Genomic DNA, 16,702 nt, shown 5'->3' with positions numbered 1-16,702 from the left:
TAGGGTAAGTAGGCACGATAATTGTTGCTTAAAAAACTATAGTTGTATACATGAAAAGGATATTTGCTTCACTTTTAGTTTTATTCTTGCTATGCTCTTGTTCAGAGGAGCAAGATTTTGACCAAATAGATGATTTGGTTTTAGAACCCACCATAGCTTCCAGTATTTTTTATTTTGAGTCTAATGAAGATACCATTGATTTAGCGGGTGTAGGACCATTTTATTCTCAAGAATTTACTTTTGAAGCTTTTAATGAGTCTTTTATACAAGACAATGTGGTAGAAGCAGAACTTACCTATCAACTAGAAAATACTACAAATAAAGCATTACGTATAATAGTGGAGTTTTTAGACGAAGCTGGTAACCCTTTAGATAGTCAACCATTTTCTTTAGAACCGCACCCAACAACAACTTTAGAGACTATTGTTAATTATGGTCCTAGTGGCAAAAGCTTAGATATTTTAAGAAACACAAAAAGCATACGGATTAATGGGGAAAACCAAGGAGATTCTACTACGGGGGTCTCTGGAACAGACCCTAAGGTAATTTTTAAATCTAGTGCAGCTCTTAGCCTTAGTGTGGAATGAGAAAGTTACTAGTATTACTTTTTGTAGCATTTGGACTTATATCCATAAGCGCTCAGAACAAGCAGTTGCTTTATGATTTTAACGAGATTCCGCAGTCTTTACTGTTGAATCCAGGAACTAAGCCCTCCTTTAAATGGCATGTGGGCGTGCCTGTTTTATCGGCATTTAATTTACAAGCCGGTTCTAGTGGGGTTACCGTGAACGATTTGTTTGCTAATGATGGGATAGATTTTACAGCCAAAGTTAGAGAACGCGTTATAAACTCTATGACAGAAAGAGATGAGTTTAGTTTAAGTGGCCAGTTAGAACTATTTAATGCGGGTTTTCGCAGTAGAAATAATCCGGATATCTATTATTCCTTCGGAATGTATGGCGAAGGCTATTTATCGCAATTTTGGCCTAAAGATTTAGCCATTTTGGCTTTTGAGGGTAATGCGAATAACCTCAATAGACAGTTCAATTTTAGCGATTTAACTACCCAAGGTGAAGTAGTTAATGTATTACATTTTGGCGTTAATAAGCAATTAGACCAAGATTGGACCGTTGGTGCAAGAGCAAAATTATACTCAAGTGTATTAGAATTTAAATCTAAAGGGAATACAGGTTATTTTGAAACAACCCAAGGACAAGACAATATTCTAAGAAATTCTGTGGTTGCCAATGTAGAGCTAAAAACCTCTGGATTGCAAGAGTTTTTAGATATCATTGATGAAGATACAGGGACTACCCAAGTAGATTTAATGAATAGGTTTGTTTCTAGGTCCCTTTTTGGCGGTAATCTAGGGATAGGAGTAGATTTAGGTTTTACCAAGAGCCTAGGAGCTAACAGTTATTTTACAGCTAGCTTATTAGACTTAGGTTTTGTGTATCATAGCAATGCCGTTAAAAATTATCAGGTGGTAGGTAGCGCGTCTAACGAAGGTTTAGAGATACGCTTACCAGATGACTTAGCTAATTTTAATGACCAACTTTGGCAAGAATTAATAGACGATTTAGAAGAACAGGTAGATTACAGTACCAATCAAGCTAGCTGGTTATCTTTAAGACCAATTAAATTATATTCTTCTTTTAGATATAATTTTGGTGAGCAAAGTACCGGAGGCGGGCGTACCAGAAGAGATAATTGTGGTTGTGCATACAACGTAGGAGGAGGTTCCGCTAACGACCAACAAGTTGGTGACTATAAAAATGCCGTAGGAGGGCAATTATTTGTAATTAACAGACCTAAAGGTTCACAAGCAGCATTAACAGCTTTTTATCAACGTAGACTAGGGAACTTCTTAGCCCTAAAAACTACCTACACGGTAGATAAATATTCTTTGTCTAATATAGGTCTAGGGTTAAACTTCCAAGCAGGTCCTGTTAACTTCTATGTCTTAGGGGATAACCTTTTAGCGTATAGTAATATCGCAGATAGTCATTATGCTTCTTTTCAATTTGGATTTAATATTTTATCTTGGAACAGTAATTGATTCTATGTAGTATGAAAAAATCTATCTTAATGCTTGTGGCAATGTTAACAAGCAGCATGTTTTACGCACAATTCAATGATTATAAATATATTATCGTACCTAAAAAGTTCGAAGCTTTTAAACAAGAAAATCAGTATTTAACCAGTACACTTATAAAACATAATCTTTCGGAATTTGGGTATACCGTTGTGTATGATGATGCATTGCCTCCAGAATTAAAAATGAATCGATGCCTTGGGGTAACCACAGATATTGATGACAGCTCATCTATGTTCACTACAAAATTAAATCTGGTTTTTAAAGATTGTAATGGAGTAGAAGTATATACTAGTCTAGAAGGAAAAAGCAAGATAAAAGAATTTAAAGAAGCTTATAAAGAAGCAATTTCTAGAGCTTTAGAGGGGCTAAGAGGCATACCTTACAATTATAATGGTGATAAGGGAACAATTGCTTCTACACCTAGTGTAAGTGCAACAACGACTACCACGCAAGTGCAAGAAGAACCTGTTATTACCCTAGCTGATAATTCTGCTAAAACTATTAAAACTCCCGTTGCGACAGAAGCAGCGATAGAAAGAATTGAGCAAACTGCAACTACTGCGGTAGGTTCAACTTCTGCACCTATTTTAAAAGAGGTGGGAGATGTGTTGTACGCACAGCCAAAGCAAGGCGGCTACCAATTGGTAGATAGTACACCACAGGTTATTTACTTTTTAAAGTCGACCGCAGCTCCAGATGTTTTTATTGTTGAAAAAGAGGGTAAAAATGGAGTGGTTTACAAAAAAGATAATACATGGTTTATAGAATTTGATGGTGGCCAAGCAGGGCCTCAACCATTAAATATTAAATTCTAAAAATCGTACTTATCTTTCCAGCGTTTTTTTAAAAAGTCACGGAAAGCATTCTCTCTGGCATTATTGCCAGGCTTGTAAAAAGTAGTTCCAGATAATTCGTCTGGTAAAAATTCTTGATTCACAAAATTGTCTTGATAATCATGGCTATAAGCATAATCTTTACCATAGCCTAAATCTTTCATTAATTTTGTTGGCGCATTTCTTAGGTGTAAGGGTATGGATAAATCTCCAGTTTGTTTTACCGTTTGCTGTGCTTTGCCAATGGCCATATAACTTGCATTGCTTTTAGGAGAGCTGGCTAAATAGGTTGCGCATTGTCCTAACACTATACGAGCTTCAGGATAACCTATGGCAGTTACAGCTTGGAAAGTAGCGTTGGCAAGTACCAATGCTGTAGGGTTTGCATTGCCAATATCCTCAGAGGCAAGAATAAGCATACGTCTGGCAATAAATTTTACGTCTTCGCCACCTTCTATCATTCGCGCCAACCAATATACAGCGCCATTTGGGTCGCTACCCCTTACAGACTTTATAAAGGCAGAAATTATATCATAATGTTGTTCTCCTGTTTTATCATAGAGGACCGTGTTTTTTTGCACCTTGCTTAATACTAGTTCATTGGTGATAGTAAGTTTGTTGCTTGCCTCCGAATTGATGATGAGTTCAAAAATATTCAACAATTTTCTGCCATCACCTCCAGATAATTTTAATAACGCTTCTGTTTCTTTGAGTTCTATTTCCTTATTATTTAAAACGGTATCTTCTTTAAGTGCTCTGTGGAGTAATGCCTCTAAATCCTTTTTATCAAAAGGATTTAGAATATAAACCTGACATCTAGACAGCAAGGCAGGAATAACTTCAAAGCTTGGATTTTCTGTCGTAGCGCCAACCAAAGTAACCCATCCTTTTTCTACAGCTCCAAGTAAAGAATCTTGTTGCGATTTACTAAATCTATGAATTTCATCTATAAATAGAATAGGATTTTTTGTTGTGAACAGTCCACCACTTTGTTTTGCCTTTTCAATAACTTCTCTAACCTCTTTTACCCCACTACTAATGGCGCTAAGGGTGTAAAAAGGGCGTTTGCTTTCTGTAGCAATTATATTGGCCAAAGTTGTTTTACCTGTGCCAGGAGGCCCCCAAAGGATTAAAGAAGGGATATTGCCACTTTTAATTTGCTGATAAAGAGAGCCTGTTTTTTCTCCTACTAAATGCTTTTGGCTAATATAAGCATCAAGTGTTTTTGGCCTAATTCGTTCTGCTAAAGGTTCACTCATTGTACAAAATTAGAACTTTTAAAAGGATGACAATTTATCTTCATTATAGATTTTGGTATACTTTTAAGGGTTGAAGTGTATGCAGGAAGAAAACTATTTTAAATTTTCCATAGAACAATTGTTACCACCGTTTTTAATGGTGTTTTCTGCTTGGGTTGTATTCTGGGTAGAAATCAAATGGGGAGTTAATTTAAATTTTTTAGGTGTATACCCAAGAACGCTAGAAGGCTTAGGGGGTATTTTTTGTAGTCCATTTATTCATGGTTCTGTGGAGCATTTGTTTAACAATAGCTTACCCTTGTTTATTCTTTCTTTAGCTTTATTCTACTTCTACAAAGAAAAAGCGTGGCATGTTTTATTCATTGGATGGCTTGTTACGGGTATTTTGACATGGCTTTTGGGTAGACCTAGTTATCATATTGGGGCAAGTGGACTTATATATATGTTGGCAAGTTTTATCTTTTTTAAAGGTGTATTTCAAAAGTATTATCGTCTAGTTGCACTTTCTTTAACGGTTGTCTTTATTTATGGTAGTATGCTGTGGTATATATTTCCTGTAGAAGAGGGGATATCTTGGGAAGGCCACCTCTCTGGTTTTCTTTCTGGTTTGGTCTTGGCAAAATTGGTTACGATGCGTTTACCTGAAAAAAAGAAGTACGACTGGGAAAAAGAAGACTACAATGAAGAAGAGGATGAATTTCTACAACATTTTGATGCTGATGGTAATTTTATAGAAAAATTACCAGAGGAACCACTTAGTGAAATATCCATAAATTACGAATACAAACCCAATAAAAAAGAAGCAGACTAAGCTAAACGTTGTCTAAGAGCTTCATATAAGAATACCCCGCAAGCAACAGAAACGTTCAACGATTCTATTTGCCCCATCAAAGGGAGTTTTGCCTTCTGGTCGGCAAGTTTTAAGATAGAATCAGATATACCTTTGTCTTCTGCACCCATAATTATAGCGGTAGCCTCTATAAAATCTACATCATAAATTGAATCCTCTGTTTTTTCTGTAGCAGCTACTAGTTTAAATCCTGAGCCTTGTAAGTAGTATATGGCATCTTTTAGATGGTCAACTTTACTAATAGGGACATTAAAAGCAGCGCCGGCGCTTGTTTTAATGGTGTCGCTAGTTATAGGAGCAGAGCCACTTTTAGGAACGATGATTGCATCAACGCCAACACATTCTGCAGTACGTATAATAGCGCCAAAGTTTCGAACATCAGTAAGTTGGTCTAAAAGCAGTAATAGGGGCTTTTCTTTCTTTTCTAAAATAGCTTCAATAAGCGTATTAAAGTCTTGAAAATCTACAGGAGAAATCTGCGCAATGGCGCCTTGATGGTTATTTTGGGTAATTCTATTAAGTTTTTCCCAAGGTACGTAAGAAGCGCTTACACCCTTTTTACGTATTAAAGACTCCAATTCAGAAAACAACTCACCTTTTAATCCTTTCTGGAGTAAAACTTTATTGATGCTTTGTTCTGCTTCTATAGCTTCTATAATGGCCCTAATTCCGTAGATGATGTGGTCTTTGCTCATGGGGCAAAGATAGTGGAAGATTGTTTGTAATGAGAAATAAAAAAACCGCCTTGTTAAAGGCGGTTTTATATAATAATAAGGTCCGACTAGTTGTTAACGGCCGTAGGAACGTATAAACCTATTACTTCAGGTGCATTGGCATTTGAAGAAGATTCCGTTAATGGATATAAAAATCGCTGCGGAATTGTAGTTTGAGTACTGTTCTTAATGGTTGTACCTATCAGGTTTTGCGTTCTATTTGTGTCATGGAAAGTTGGAACTCCAATTACAGAACAAAATTTTTCTTTTAAAATTTCAATGTGCAAATCTTCTGTATCTGTAAAGTCACTTTCAACGTAAGGATCATATTGACTTCCTGGGTATTTTGTTACGTTGTTTGCACGTACAAGGTTCAAGGCATCGATAGCAGCCCCATTATCAGAATTGGCCAATATCTCAGTTTCCGCTATTATCAATTGCATTTCTTCGAAAGAAACAACGGGAAAGGATGCAGTTTGTGCCGCAAATCCATCAGTAGTATTAATACTTTCACCATCTGCGTAATAGCTATATCTAGCAGCTTCAGTTGTTTTCGAATTTCCTTTGTAATTTGGATGGTTAACATCTAATAATTCAAGCATATAAGAAAAATTTGGTGGATTATCATCTTCACCAGGGGCAGCTACTTTTAAATAGTCACCTCGTTGTTCAACTTCAAATTGCCAAAATAGATTTTCTCCAAAATTTGCTGGAGAATGATTGATGGACCAATCATCGCTGTTGGAAGAAAAGTTTGCATCTTTAGCGGCTTGATTTGCAAGACCGTACTCTTTTTGTGCAAGATAATATCTCGCTAATAACGCATTTCCAATTTGACCCCAAGATGAATTTGTTGAGAATACATTATTAGCAGCAGATATACTACTGGCTTTTGATATTCCTTCTTGGATTAGGTTAATAGCACCGTTTAAAACTGTTGTCTGACTTTCATAAACCGGGTCAGCAATTTCAGGGTTGTTAACCTCAGAAAATGGTACGTCACCAAATAGAAGTGCAGCTTCTGCAAAATAATAACCTTCAAGAATTAAAGCCTGTCCTTCGGCAGCAGTATTGTTTGCCTCTATTGCTTTTTGTTTAGCTATTTGCGCTTGGGTAATACCACGTTGGTATAAATCCTCCCAATGCTCATCAAAATTGGACTGTGTTACACTGTATCCATTCAAAGTTCCATATTGACGGTCTACCCCCATAAACTGATCGGTAAAAATGGTTGCATATCTGGCCATGTCAGATTCAGCAACGCTTACAACATTTAAAATTGCATGGTTTAAAATTAGGGACAAACTAGTGTCATTGAAGTTATTAGGATCTTCATTCAAATCTTCTACTACGCTTTCACATGATGAAAGCATTAGAAATACCGTAATGATGTATAAAAATTTCGTTTTCATCTTAAAGTCCAAGTTTTACATTTAAAATAATACTTCTTGTTGCGGGGTTTGTAAAGTAATCCAAACCTCTACCCTTTGAGGCACCTGTTAGATTAACCTCAGGATCTACACCTTCAAAATCAGTAATTAACAATAAATTTCTTCCGGCAATTCCTACCTCCAAATTTTTTAAGAAAGTCTTGTCAAGCATTTTTTCCGGGAAAGAATAGGATAGACTTACCTCTCTCAATTTTGTCCATGAAGCGTCTTGAACAAATTGTTCATCGAGGTCTCCAAATCCACCTCCATTGGTTCTATACCATCCTTCTTCTAATGCCACAGGTCCGCCTCCAAAGTCAGCAACCGATCCTCTAAAAGTTGTTCCAGCTGGAATTACTCCTCCAAATCCACCTGAATATCTTGGTAAATCTACTTCAGCAACAGATTCAACTGCTGTATTTGGGTGTATTCCAAAATAATGTAATACTCCATTGGTTCCTCCCCACATATCGTTACCCTGACTTGTTTCAAATAAGAATGAGAACTTAAATCCTTTATGGTCTAAAGACATTCCCAAACCACCTCTCCAGTCGGGATTAGGATCTCCAATGACACCTTGCTCGGCATCAATCAAAGGAAATCCGTCCGCATCTAACTGGATTGTGCCATTGTCGTCTCTTAAATAACGTCCACCGTAGATAGCTCCAAAAGGTTCCCCTTCTACAACCGCTGAAGATGTAGATGTAAATCCATTTAGAATATATCTAGATACATTTGGTAGTTTTTCCACTATATTCTTATAAGTAGTCCAGTTACCAAATAAGTCCAGTTTCCAATTTTCATTTCTTAAAATAGAGTAACTAAAATCTACTTCAACTCCTTTGTTAGAAATTTCAGCTGCATTTTCATACGTAGAAGAATAACCGGTAGATGCAGGTAATTCTAATTCTAATATTGCATCAGTTGTTAATCTATCATAATAGGTTAGTCCTAGACTAAGTCTGTCTTCAAGAAATCTAAAGTCAGCTCCTACCTCAAATTCTTTGATTTTTTCGATTGTTAGGTCTGGATTACCTCTTACAGCACCTCTTCTAACAGTTCCTCCGTAATTTGCTCCGTCTAAGTAATCTCCCCAGCCCTCTGCTCCTGCTGTGGAAGAGAAGAATACGTCTCTTGCAAGATATAACTGTGGTTCGATTCCAATTTGACCGTAAGAGGCTCTAACTTTTGCAAATGATAAAAAATCAGAATCTATTAAATTTTCCGTCAGGTCGTAACCTAAAGATACAGAGGGGAAGAAGTTCAAATCTTCCACTGTTGTGGCTCTTTCCATCCTACCTGTTGTTTCAAATAATAGACCTCCATACCCAAGGTTAAAAGAATAATAAGCACCATTTTTTCTGTTCAAACTATTGAATTCTGAAGCTAATATGTTTTCGTTGGTAGCATTGTTCATTAGCTGTCTAACCGGATCAGGGTTAAGGAAAATGTTCGTTGATGAACTAAATCTACTATAACGTGTAGATTCTAACATGTAACCAAGAATCCAATTAATATTGGACGTTTCGCTTAGTTCAAAATTCCCGTTAAAGAAAATATTTAAATTTTCGATTTTTTCGGAATAGTCATCTCTAAAGTAAGCACCTTGAGAAAAATCCCCAGCAGAATTAACAGGGAAATATGTGTTTCTCTTATCTAAATAGAAATCTAATCCATATCTAACGGTAAGTCCTAAGCTTTCATTAAAATTATAATTCAATTCAGGCGCTAAGGTAAAACGATTTACAGTATTTGGATTGGATATATTATTAATAGTCCATCCTGGATTATTATATATGGCGGAAGCCTCTCCTAGATGTCTTGCTCTATAAGATCTATGACTATTGGATGCGCCAACAGGATCGTTAGCTGATGCAAAATAAGTGCCCTCGTAATCGGTGTTGTCAAAATCCGGAGATGTTCTTAAATATCCTAAGTATAAACCATTTAAATTTGAACCTGTTTGTATTCTGTTAGAATTTGAGTGGGCATAAGAAGTATTGAATCTAATCGAAAATTTATCGCTCATCATTCTAAAATGGTTAAGACGAACAGTATTTCTCTCATAATCAGACTGACCATTAATAATACCTTTTTGGTCAACTCTTGCTAAACCTAAATAGGTGTTGGAATTAGATTCAGCAAAGCTAATACCTGCCGAATAATTTTGGGTTACACCAGTTCTAAATATTTGGTCTCTGTTGACAGCGTTGAAAACTTCTTGGCTATTTTTCGTAGTAACTGGATAATAAGTATTTCCTGTTTGGTTTCCAACAAAGTAAGCTCCAGATGTATCAAAGACATCACTTCCACCAGTTCTATCAGCTATTTTATCACCCCAAGATAGACCATTGGCATTTGAGCTCCATGAGCCGCCTGCTCCCTGTCCATAGATGCCTTGCTTTTCGTGTTCTCTATTAACTTCATCAACACTTAAGCTACTAGTAACATCTATAGACATTTTGCCAATTCCGCTGCCTTTTTTTGTTTTAATGACTACTACACCATTTGCTGCACCTGTACCCCAAACTGCTGCAGCTGCAGCACCCTTTAAGACCGTAACACTTTCAATATCGCTAGCTGGTATGTCGTTAAGTCTTGATTGTTGTACAACACCAGCGGTGCCAGCTCCGAAAGCACTATTGGAGACTGGTACTCCATCTACAATAATCAATGGGGAGCTATTTCCTAAAATTGTGTTTTGCCCCCTAATTTGAATGTATGCCCCTGCACCAGGGTCTCCAGAGTTCTGTGTTATGTTAACACCTGAAGTTTTTCCTGCAAGACCTTGTACTAAGTTTGGTTCACCAGATCTAGAAATTTTGTCAGTTTTGATAATAGTAGATGAAGATATGTCGTCATCCTTCTTTTTTTCAAAACCCAAGGCAGTAACAACTACTTCTTCTAAAGCCTGAGCATCTTCTACCATCTGGACATCAATGGTATTTCCTGCTCCAACAGCTTTTCGTACATTTTTCTGTCCAATGTAAGTAAACAATAATGTTTGGCCAGTACTGGCATTGATGGTGTATTTTCCATCAAAGTCAGACTGGGTTCCATTAGAAGTACCCTCTACTAGGACATTAACTCCGGGTAATGGAAGACCATCGGCATCAGTAACCGTACCTGAAATCGTCTTTTCTTGTGCAAACGAAATGTGCACAATTAACGCCATGAGTAGCGTTAAAATTCCACTTAATTTTGTTTTCATTTTAAAATTATTTGAATTAGCTGGGGACTAAAGTCCTAAATTCATGTTAATAATCCAAGCTATATTCATTAAATTTTAAGAATATTTAGAAATATTAAATTTTTAAAATTTGGGATTGGAGTAATTGGTAAATAATTAATATTTAACCATTAAAATAGAGATTTCATAAAAGAGGCTGTCTTTTATGATGTATTGTGTGGTGTTAATAAAAACTAAATAGTTGAATTCTTCTTGAAATGAAATTATTGAAAACTACCGTTATTCAATATGGGAGGGGTAGGGATTGGTGTTTTCGTGTTTTGCTTGTCTATTTTGTGTTCTAAAAATTTGGGTAAAAATAAAATATTGGCTACTGTATTTGAATAGTTTAGAAATATTACTACATTTGCAGCCCTCAAAAAGAGGGTTATAAGTATTTAAATATAGTAATTTAATGCCAACAATTTCACAATTAGTAAGAAAAGGAAGGAGCACAATTGCCAAGAAGAGCAAATCGGCTGCTTTGGATTCTTGCCCACAAAGAAGGGGTGTTTGTACGCGTGTATATACTACTACGCCTAAAAAACCAAACTCTGCAATGCGTAAAGTTGCAAGGGTTAGGTTGACTAACGGTAAAGAGGTGAACGCATACATCCCGGGAGAAGGGCATAACCTCCAAGAGCACTCGATAGTATTGGTAAGAGGTGGAAGGGTAAAAGATTTACCTGGAGTAAGGTATCACATTGTACGTGGTGCTTTGGATACTGCTGGTGTAGCTGGTAGAACACAAAGAAGGTCTAAGTACGGTGCTAAACGCCCTAAGAAGTAATCAACTTTATTAAGAAGCGATGAGAAAAAGACAGGCAAAAAAGAGACCGTTGTTACCAGATCCTAGATTTAATGATCAATTGGTGACACGTTTTGTTAATATGATGATGTGGGACGGAAAGAAATCCGTTGCATTCAAGGTTTTTTACGATGCTATTGATATAGTTAATCAAAAGAAAACTGATGAGGAAAAAACAGCCTTAGAGTTGTGGAAAGATGCATTATCTAATGTGATGCCGCACGTTGAGGTTAGAAGTAGGCGTGTTGGTGGTGCAACTTTTCAAATTCCAATGCAAATTAGGCCAGACCGTAAAATTTCTACGGCTATGAAGTGGTTGATAAGTTATGCAAGAAAGCGTAATGAAAAGTCAATGGCTTTGAAATTGGCTTCTGAAATTCTAGCGGCTGCAAAGGAAGAAGGTGCTGCGGTGAAGAAAAGAGTTGATACACATAAAATGGCAGAAGCCAATAAAGCATTTTCACACTTCAGATTTTAATTTGACTAATGGCTAGAGATTTAAAACTTACAAGAAATATTGGAATTGCAGCGCATATTGATGCGGGTAAGACCACAACTACTGAGCGTATCTTATTTTACACTGGTGTGAGCCACAAAATAGGGGAAGTTCATGATGGTGCTGCAACAATGGACTGGATGGAGCAAGAGCAAGAGCGTGGTATCACGATTACTTCTGCAGCTACCACTTGTACATGGCAATTTCCTACAGAGCAAGGTAAGCCTACGGCTGATGCTAAAGGTTATCACTTTAATATAATTGATACTCCTGGGCACGTTGATTTTACGGTAGAGGTAAATCGTTCATTACGTGTTTTAGATGGATTAGTTTTCCTTTTTAGTGCTGTTGATGGTGTTGAGCCACAATCAGAGACTAACTGGAGATTGGCGGATAATTATAAAGTTCCGCGTATGGGCTTTGTAAATAAGATGGATAGACAGGGTTCTAATTTCCTAAACGTGTGTAAGCAGGTTAAGGATATGTTGAAGTCTAATGCCGTTCCTATTGTATTGCCAATTGGTGAAGAAGCTGATTTTAGGGGGATTGTAGATTTGGTTAAGAATCGTGCTATTGTGTGGCATGATGATAACTTTGGGTCTACTTTTGATGTAATCGATATTCCTGAAGATATGAAAGCTGAAGTTAGTGAGTATAGAGCTATGCTAATTGAGGCTGTTGCGGAATATGATGAGAACTTAATGGAGAAGTTCTTTGAAGATGAAAATTCAATAACTGAAGATGAGATTCATGCTGCGTTACGTGCTGCGGTAATGGATATGAGTATCATACCAATGATATGTGGTTCTGCATTTAAGAATAAAGGTGTTCAGTTCTTATTGGATGCTGTTTGTAGATATCTTCCTTCTCCATTAGATAAGGAAGCTATTGTTGGTGAGAATCCAGATACAGGTGCAGAGGTTGCAAGAAAGCCGGATCCGAAAGAGCCATTTGCTGCTCTTGCCTTTAAAATTGCTACGGATCCATTCGTGGGGCGTTTAGCATTCTTTAGAGCTTATTCTGGTACTCTTGAAGCTGGTTCTTATGTATTAAATAACCGTTCTGGTAATAAGGAGCGTATATCTAGGATTTATCAGATGCACTCTAATAAGCAAAATGCTATAGAGCGTATTTCAGCTGGGGATATTGGTGCCGCTGTAGGGTTTAAAGATATCAAGACTGGGGATACTTTATCTGATGAAAAACATCCTATTGTATTGGAAAGCATGGAGTTTCCTGATCCGGTAATTGGTATCGCTGTAGAGCCTAAAACTAAGGCTGATGTAGATAAATTGGGTATGGCTTTAGCTAAATTGGCTGAAGAGGACCCTACTTTTCAGGTGAAAACAGATGAAGCATCTGGGCAGACAATTATTTCCGGTATGGGTGAGCTTCACTTGGATATTATTGTGGATCGTTTAAGAAGAGAATTTAAGGTAGAGGTGAATCAGGGTCAACCTCAGGTTGAGTATAAAGAAGCGCTTACGGCTGTTGCTGATCACAGAGAGACTTATAAGAAGCAAACTGGTGGTCGTGGTAAATTTGCGGATATCGTATTCGTTATGGAGCCTTCTGAAGACGGTAAAGCTGGTCTTGAGTTTGTAAACGAAATTAAGGGTGGTAATATACCAAGAGAATATATTCCGTCTGTTGAGAAAGGTTTTAAAGAGGCTATGAAAAATGGTCCTTTGGCTGGATTTGAGATGGATAGTATGAAGGTTACTCTTAAGGATGGTTCTTTTCACCCTGTGGATTCTGACTCTTTATCTTTCGAATTGGCGGCTAAGTTAGGTTACAAAGTTGCTGCTAAGAAAGCGAAGGCGGTATTAATGGAGCCAATTATGAAGCTGGAAGTTTTAACTCCAGAAGAAAACATGGGTGATATTGTTGGGGATTTGAACAGAAGAAGGGGGCAGGTGAACAACATGTCTGATCGTTCAGGCTCCAAGGTAATTAAGGCAGATGTTCCATTATCAGAAATGTTTGGATATGTAACTTCCTTAAGAACGTTGTCCTCAGGTCGTGCAACTTCGACAATGGAATTCTCTCACTACGCAGAAACTCCATCTAATATTGCAGAAGAGGTAATTAAAGCCGCTAAAGGTGTAACTGCTTAATTTTTCAGAAGATGAGTCAAAAGATTAGAATTAAATTAAAGTCTTACGATCACAATTTGGTGGACAAGTCTGCTGAAAAGATTGTGAAAACTGTAAAGACAACAGGTGCGGTAGTTACTGGTCCAATACCGTTGCCAACAAATAAAAAGATTTTTACGGTGCTTCGTTCGCCTCACGTTAATAAGAAGTCTAGAGAGCAATTTGAGCTTAGTTCTTACAAGAGATTGCTTGATATTTATAGTTCTTCTTCAAAAACAATTGATGCTTTAATGAAATTAGAGCTTCCAAGTGGTGTAGAAGTCGAAATAAAAGTGTAACTTTGCACGCCTTTTAAGATAAAGGTGTTACATGTCCTGAGCTTTGTGCGAAGGAAAAACGGGTAAAAAGAAATAAACTGGGTCACAGGATACTTTCTTTTGACCCAATTTTTTTGCCGATAAATATCGGTGTGAATTTAAAAGTGAATTATTAATAAATTATAAATATGTCTGGGTTAATAGGAAAGAAAATCGGCATGACCAGCATTTTTGACGAGAATGGGAAGAACATTCCATGTACCGTTATTCAAGCTGGACCTTGTGTCGTTACCCAAGTCAGAACCGAAGAGGTTGATGGGTATAGTGCTCTTCAATTAGGTTTCGATGACAAGGCAGAAAAGCGTACCAGCAAAGCTGAACAAGGTCATTTTAAAAAGGCCGGCGCATCGCCTAAGAGAAAAGTTGTCGAGTTCCGTGATTTTGAAGGGGAATTTAAATTAGGTGATACTGTAGGTGTAGACTTGTTCGCGGAGGGAGAATTCGTGGATGTTGTTGGTACATCTAAAGGTAAAGGATTTCAGGGTGTTGTTAAAAGGCATGGTTTCGGTGGTGTAGGTCAAGCTACTCATGGTCAGCATAACCGTTTAAGAGCTCCAGGTTCTATTGGTGCTGCGTCTACTCCTTCTAAGGTTGTGAAAGGTCTTAGGATGGCAGGTCGTATGGGTGGTGACAGAGTTACTGTTCAAAACCTTAGAGTGTTAAAAGTTGTGCCAGAAAAAAACTTAATTGTTATTAAAGGTGCAATTCCTGGTCATAAAAATGCTTACGTAACCATTGAAAAATAAGGGGATGAAGGTAGCTGTATTAGATAGTAAAGGTAAAGACACAGGTAGGAAGGTTGAACTTTCCGATGATGTTTTTGGAATAGAGCCTAACGAACATGCCATTTATTTGGATGTTAAACAGTATTTGGCGCATCAACGTCAAGGTACGCATAAGGCGAAAGAGAGAGCAGAAATTGCTGGAAGTACTAGGAAGCTTAAAAAGCAAAAAGGTACTGGTACTGCTCGTGCGGGTAGTATAAAATCTCCCGTTTTTAGAGGTGGTGGTAGAATTTTTGGTCCTAGGCCAAGATTGTATGGTCAAAAGCTTAATAAGTCTCTAAAGCGTTTAGCTAGAAAGTCGGCTTTAAGTATTAAATCTAAAGAAAGTGCTTTGGTTGTTGTGGAGGATTTCAATTTTGAAACCCCAAAAACTAAAGACTTTAAAGCTTTTCTTTCTTCTTTAGGTATTCAGGATAAAAAGTCTTTGGTTGTGTTAGGTGATGCTAATAGTAATTTGTATCTATCCTCTCGTAATTTAAAGCGTTCTGATGTAGTTACAACATCAGAATTAAATACCTATAAAATTTTAAATGCAAATAGCATTGTGGTTTTAGAAGGTGCGTTAGAAGGAATTCAAGAGAATTTAAGTAAATAGGAACAAGATGAGTGTGTTGATAAAGCCAATCATAACAGAAAAGATGACTGCGGAGAGCGAGTTGTTTAATCGCTATGGTTTTTACGTGAATCCAACTGCAAATAAGTTGCAGATTAAGGAAGCTGTAGAAGCAACTTATGGTGTTTCTGTTGAAAAAGTAAGGACAATGAATTATGGTCCTAACCGCAAGACTAGGTATACAAAAACTGGAATTCAACATGGTAAGACCAACTTGAGAAAGAAGGCGGTTGTTGATGTTGCGGAAGGAGATATTATTGATTTCTATAGTAATCTATAAAACAGGGTAATGTCAGTTAGAAAATTAAAACCCATCACTCCTGGACAGCGTTTTAGAGTAGTTAACGGATTTGACGCGATAACTACTGATAAGCCGGAGAAAAGTTTACTTGCTCCGTTAAAAAAGTCTGGAGGTAGAAACAGTCAAGGAAAAATGACCATGCGTCACAGAGGTGGTGGTCATAAAAGAAGATATCGTGTAATCGATTTCAAAAGAGAGAGACATGGTGTAGAAGCGGAAATTGTTTCTATACAGTATGATCCAAATAGAACAGCTTTTATTGCATTAGTGCAGTATGCTGATGGTGAAAAAAGGTATGTTATTGCTCAAAATGGTATGCAGGTAGGTCAGAAGATAGTTTCTGGTGATGCTGCTGCTCCAGAGATAGGTAATGCTTTATTTCTGTCGCAAATCCCTTTAGGAACAATTATTTCTTGTATTGAGTTGCGTCCTGGTCAAGGTGCGGTGATGGCAAGAAGTGCTGGTACTTTTGCACAATTAATGGCGAAAGACGGTAAGTTTGTGACAATCAAGTTGCCTTCTGGTGAGACCCGTTTAATTTTAGCGACTTGCATGGCTACTATTGGTGCAGTATCTAATTCTGACCATCAATTGCTAGTGTCTGGTAAGGCAGGTAGAAGTAGATGGTTAGGTAGAAGACCAAGAACAAGACCGGTTGCTATGAACCCTGTAGATCACCCAATGGGTGGTGGTGAAGGTAGAGCTTCTGGTGGTCACCCAAGATCTAAGAATGGTATCCCAGCTAAAGGTTATAGAACTCGTTCTTTAACTAAGGATAGCAACAGATATATTGTAGAACGTAGAAAGAAATAAA

16 protein-coding genes are annotated in these 16,702 nt (G+C 37.3%); 12 read left to right on the top strand and 4 right to left on the bottom strand.

Translation table 11 applies throughout. From position 1 onward, the window contains the following. Nucleotides 1-50: 50 nt before the first annotated feature. The 3 genes from FBT53_RS11015 to FBT53_RS11005 are packed head-to-tail and all read left to right on the top strand — an operon-like array spanning nt 51 to nt 2,913. Nucleotides 51-587, top strand: coding sequence for a hypothetical protein (locus tag FBT53_RS11015; RefSeq protein ID WP_136951242.1), 537 nt, complete (start codon nt 51-53; stop codon nt 585-587). Continuing rightward, entirely contained in the window at nt 584-2,059 is a 1,476-nt protein-coding gene (locus FBT53_RS11010) for a DUF5723 family protein (protein WP_136951241.1), read from the top strand. The genes FBT53_RS11015 and FBT53_RS11010 overlap by 4 nt, the downstream gene beginning before the upstream one ends. A gap of 11 nt (nt 2,060-2,070) precedes the next feature. After that, nucleotides 2,071-2,913 (top strand): hypothetical protein, encoded by an 843-nt coding sequence (locus FBT53_RS11005; RefSeq protein WP_136951240.1) that lies wholly within the window; start codon nt 2,071-2,073, stop codon nt 2,911-2,913. On the opposite strand, the gene FBT53_RS11000 is transcribed toward FBT53_RS11005, so the two are convergent. Beyond that, a complete protein-coding gene (locus tag FBT53_RS11000) occupies nt 2,910-4,190 on the bottom strand; it encodes a replication-associated recombination protein A (protein WP_136951239.1) in 1,281 nt (426 codons plus the stop codon). The genes FBT53_RS11005 and FBT53_RS11000 overlap by 4 nt on opposite strands. 79 nt (nt 4,191-4,269) lie before the next feature. Between FBT53_RS11000 and FBT53_RS10995 the strand changes: the two genes are divergently transcribed. Continuing rightward, nucleotides 4,270-5,001, top strand: coding sequence for a rhomboid family intramembrane serine protease (locus tag FBT53_RS10995; RefSeq protein WP_136951238.1), 732 nt, complete (start codon nt 4,270-4,272; stop codon nt 4,999-5,001). Here the strand turns inward: FBT53_RS10995 and rlmB are convergent. From rlmB to FBT53_RS10980, 3 genes are all read right to left on the bottom strand, one after another. Next, the gene (gene rlmB, locus FBT53_RS10990; protein WP_136951237.1) at nt 4,998-5,735 is read right to left on the bottom strand and encodes a 23S rRNA (guanosine(2251)-2'-O)-methyltransferase RlmB; all 738 of its coding nucleotides are present in this window, start codon (nt 5,733-5,735) and stop codon (nt 4,998-5,000) included. The genes FBT53_RS10995 and rlmB overlap by 4 nt on opposite strands. Before the next feature lie 86 nt (nt 5,736-5,821). Beyond that, nucleotides 5,822-7,165: a SusD/RagB family nutrient-binding outer membrane lipoprotein gene (locus tag FBT53_RS10985; RefSeq protein ID WP_136951236.1), complete on the bottom strand. Its 1,344-nt coding sequence runs from the start codon at nt 7,163-7,165 to the stop codon at nt 5,822-5,824. Nucleotide 7,166: 1 nt separating this feature from the next. Then, a complete protein-coding gene (locus FBT53_RS10980) occupies nt 7,167-10,358 on the bottom strand; it encodes a SusC/RagA family TonB-linked outer membrane protein (protein WP_240729819.1) in 3,192 nt (1,063 codons plus the stop codon). A gap of 469 nt (nt 10,359-10,827) precedes the next feature. Here FBT53_RS10980 and rpsL point away from each other — a divergent pair, with 469 nt between their 5' ends. From rpsL to rplB, 8 genes are all read left to right on the top strand, one after another. Continuing rightward, nucleotides 10,828-11,202 carry a 30S ribosomal protein S12 gene (gene rpsL / locus FBT53_RS10975; protein ID WP_136951234.1) on the top strand — a complete coding sequence of 125 codons (375 nt, stop codon included), beginning with the start codon at nt 10,828-10,830 and terminating at the stop codon, nt 11,200-11,202. 19 nt (nt 11,203-11,221) lie between these two features. Next, complete coding sequence (gene rpsG, locus FBT53_RS10970; RefSeq protein WP_136951233.1) at nt 11,222-11,698, top strand: 30S ribosomal protein S7; 477 nt, start codon at nt 11,222-11,224, stop codon at nt 11,696-11,698. 8 nt (nt 11,699-11,706) lie between these two features. Further along, nucleotides 11,707-13,833 (top strand): elongation factor G, encoded by a 2,127-nt coding sequence (fusA, locus tag FBT53_RS10965; RefSeq protein WP_136951232.1) that lies wholly within the window; start codon nt 11,707-11,709, stop codon nt 13,831-13,833. A gap of 11 nt (nt 13,834-13,844) precedes the next feature. Continuing rightward, entirely contained in the window at nt 13,845-14,150 is a 306-nt protein-coding gene (gene rpsJ, locus FBT53_RS10960; RefSeq protein ID WP_010519396.1) for a 30S ribosomal protein S10, read from the top strand. A 167-nt stretch (nt 14,151-14,317) separates the two neighbouring features. After that, a complete protein-coding gene (gene rplC / locus FBT53_RS10955) occupies nt 14,318-14,935 on the top strand; it encodes a 50S ribosomal protein L3 (protein WP_136951231.1) in 618 nt (205 codons plus the stop codon). A gap of 4 nt (nt 14,936-14,939) precedes the next feature. Then, on the top strand, nt 14,940-15,569 hold the full coding sequence (rplD, locus tag FBT53_RS10950) for a 50S ribosomal protein L4 (protein WP_136951230.1): 630 nt from the start codon (nt 14,940-14,942) through the stop codon (nt 15,567-15,569). A 7-nt stretch (nt 15,570-15,576) separates the two neighbouring features. Further along, nucleotides 15,577-15,867, top strand: coding sequence for a 50S ribosomal protein L23 (rplW, locus tag FBT53_RS10945; RefSeq protein ID WP_136951229.1), 291 nt, complete (start codon nt 15,577-15,579; stop codon nt 15,865-15,867). Between the two features lie 9 nt (nt 15,868-15,876). After that, nucleotides 15,877-16,701: a 50S ribosomal protein L2 gene (rplB, locus tag FBT53_RS10940; protein ID WP_136951228.1), complete on the top strand. Its 825-nt coding sequence runs from the start codon at nt 15,877-15,879 to the stop codon at nt 16,699-16,701. The last annotated feature ends 1 nt before the right edge of the window (nt 16,702 follow it).

Origin of the sequence: Flavobacterium sp. ASW18X (assembly GCF_005144745.1) — a bacterium.
Taxonomy (GTDB): domain Bacteria; phylum Bacteroidota; class Bacteroidia; order Flavobacteriales; family Flavobacteriaceae; genus Croceivirga.
This window is presented reverse-complemented; position numbering and strand designations above follow the sequence as displayed.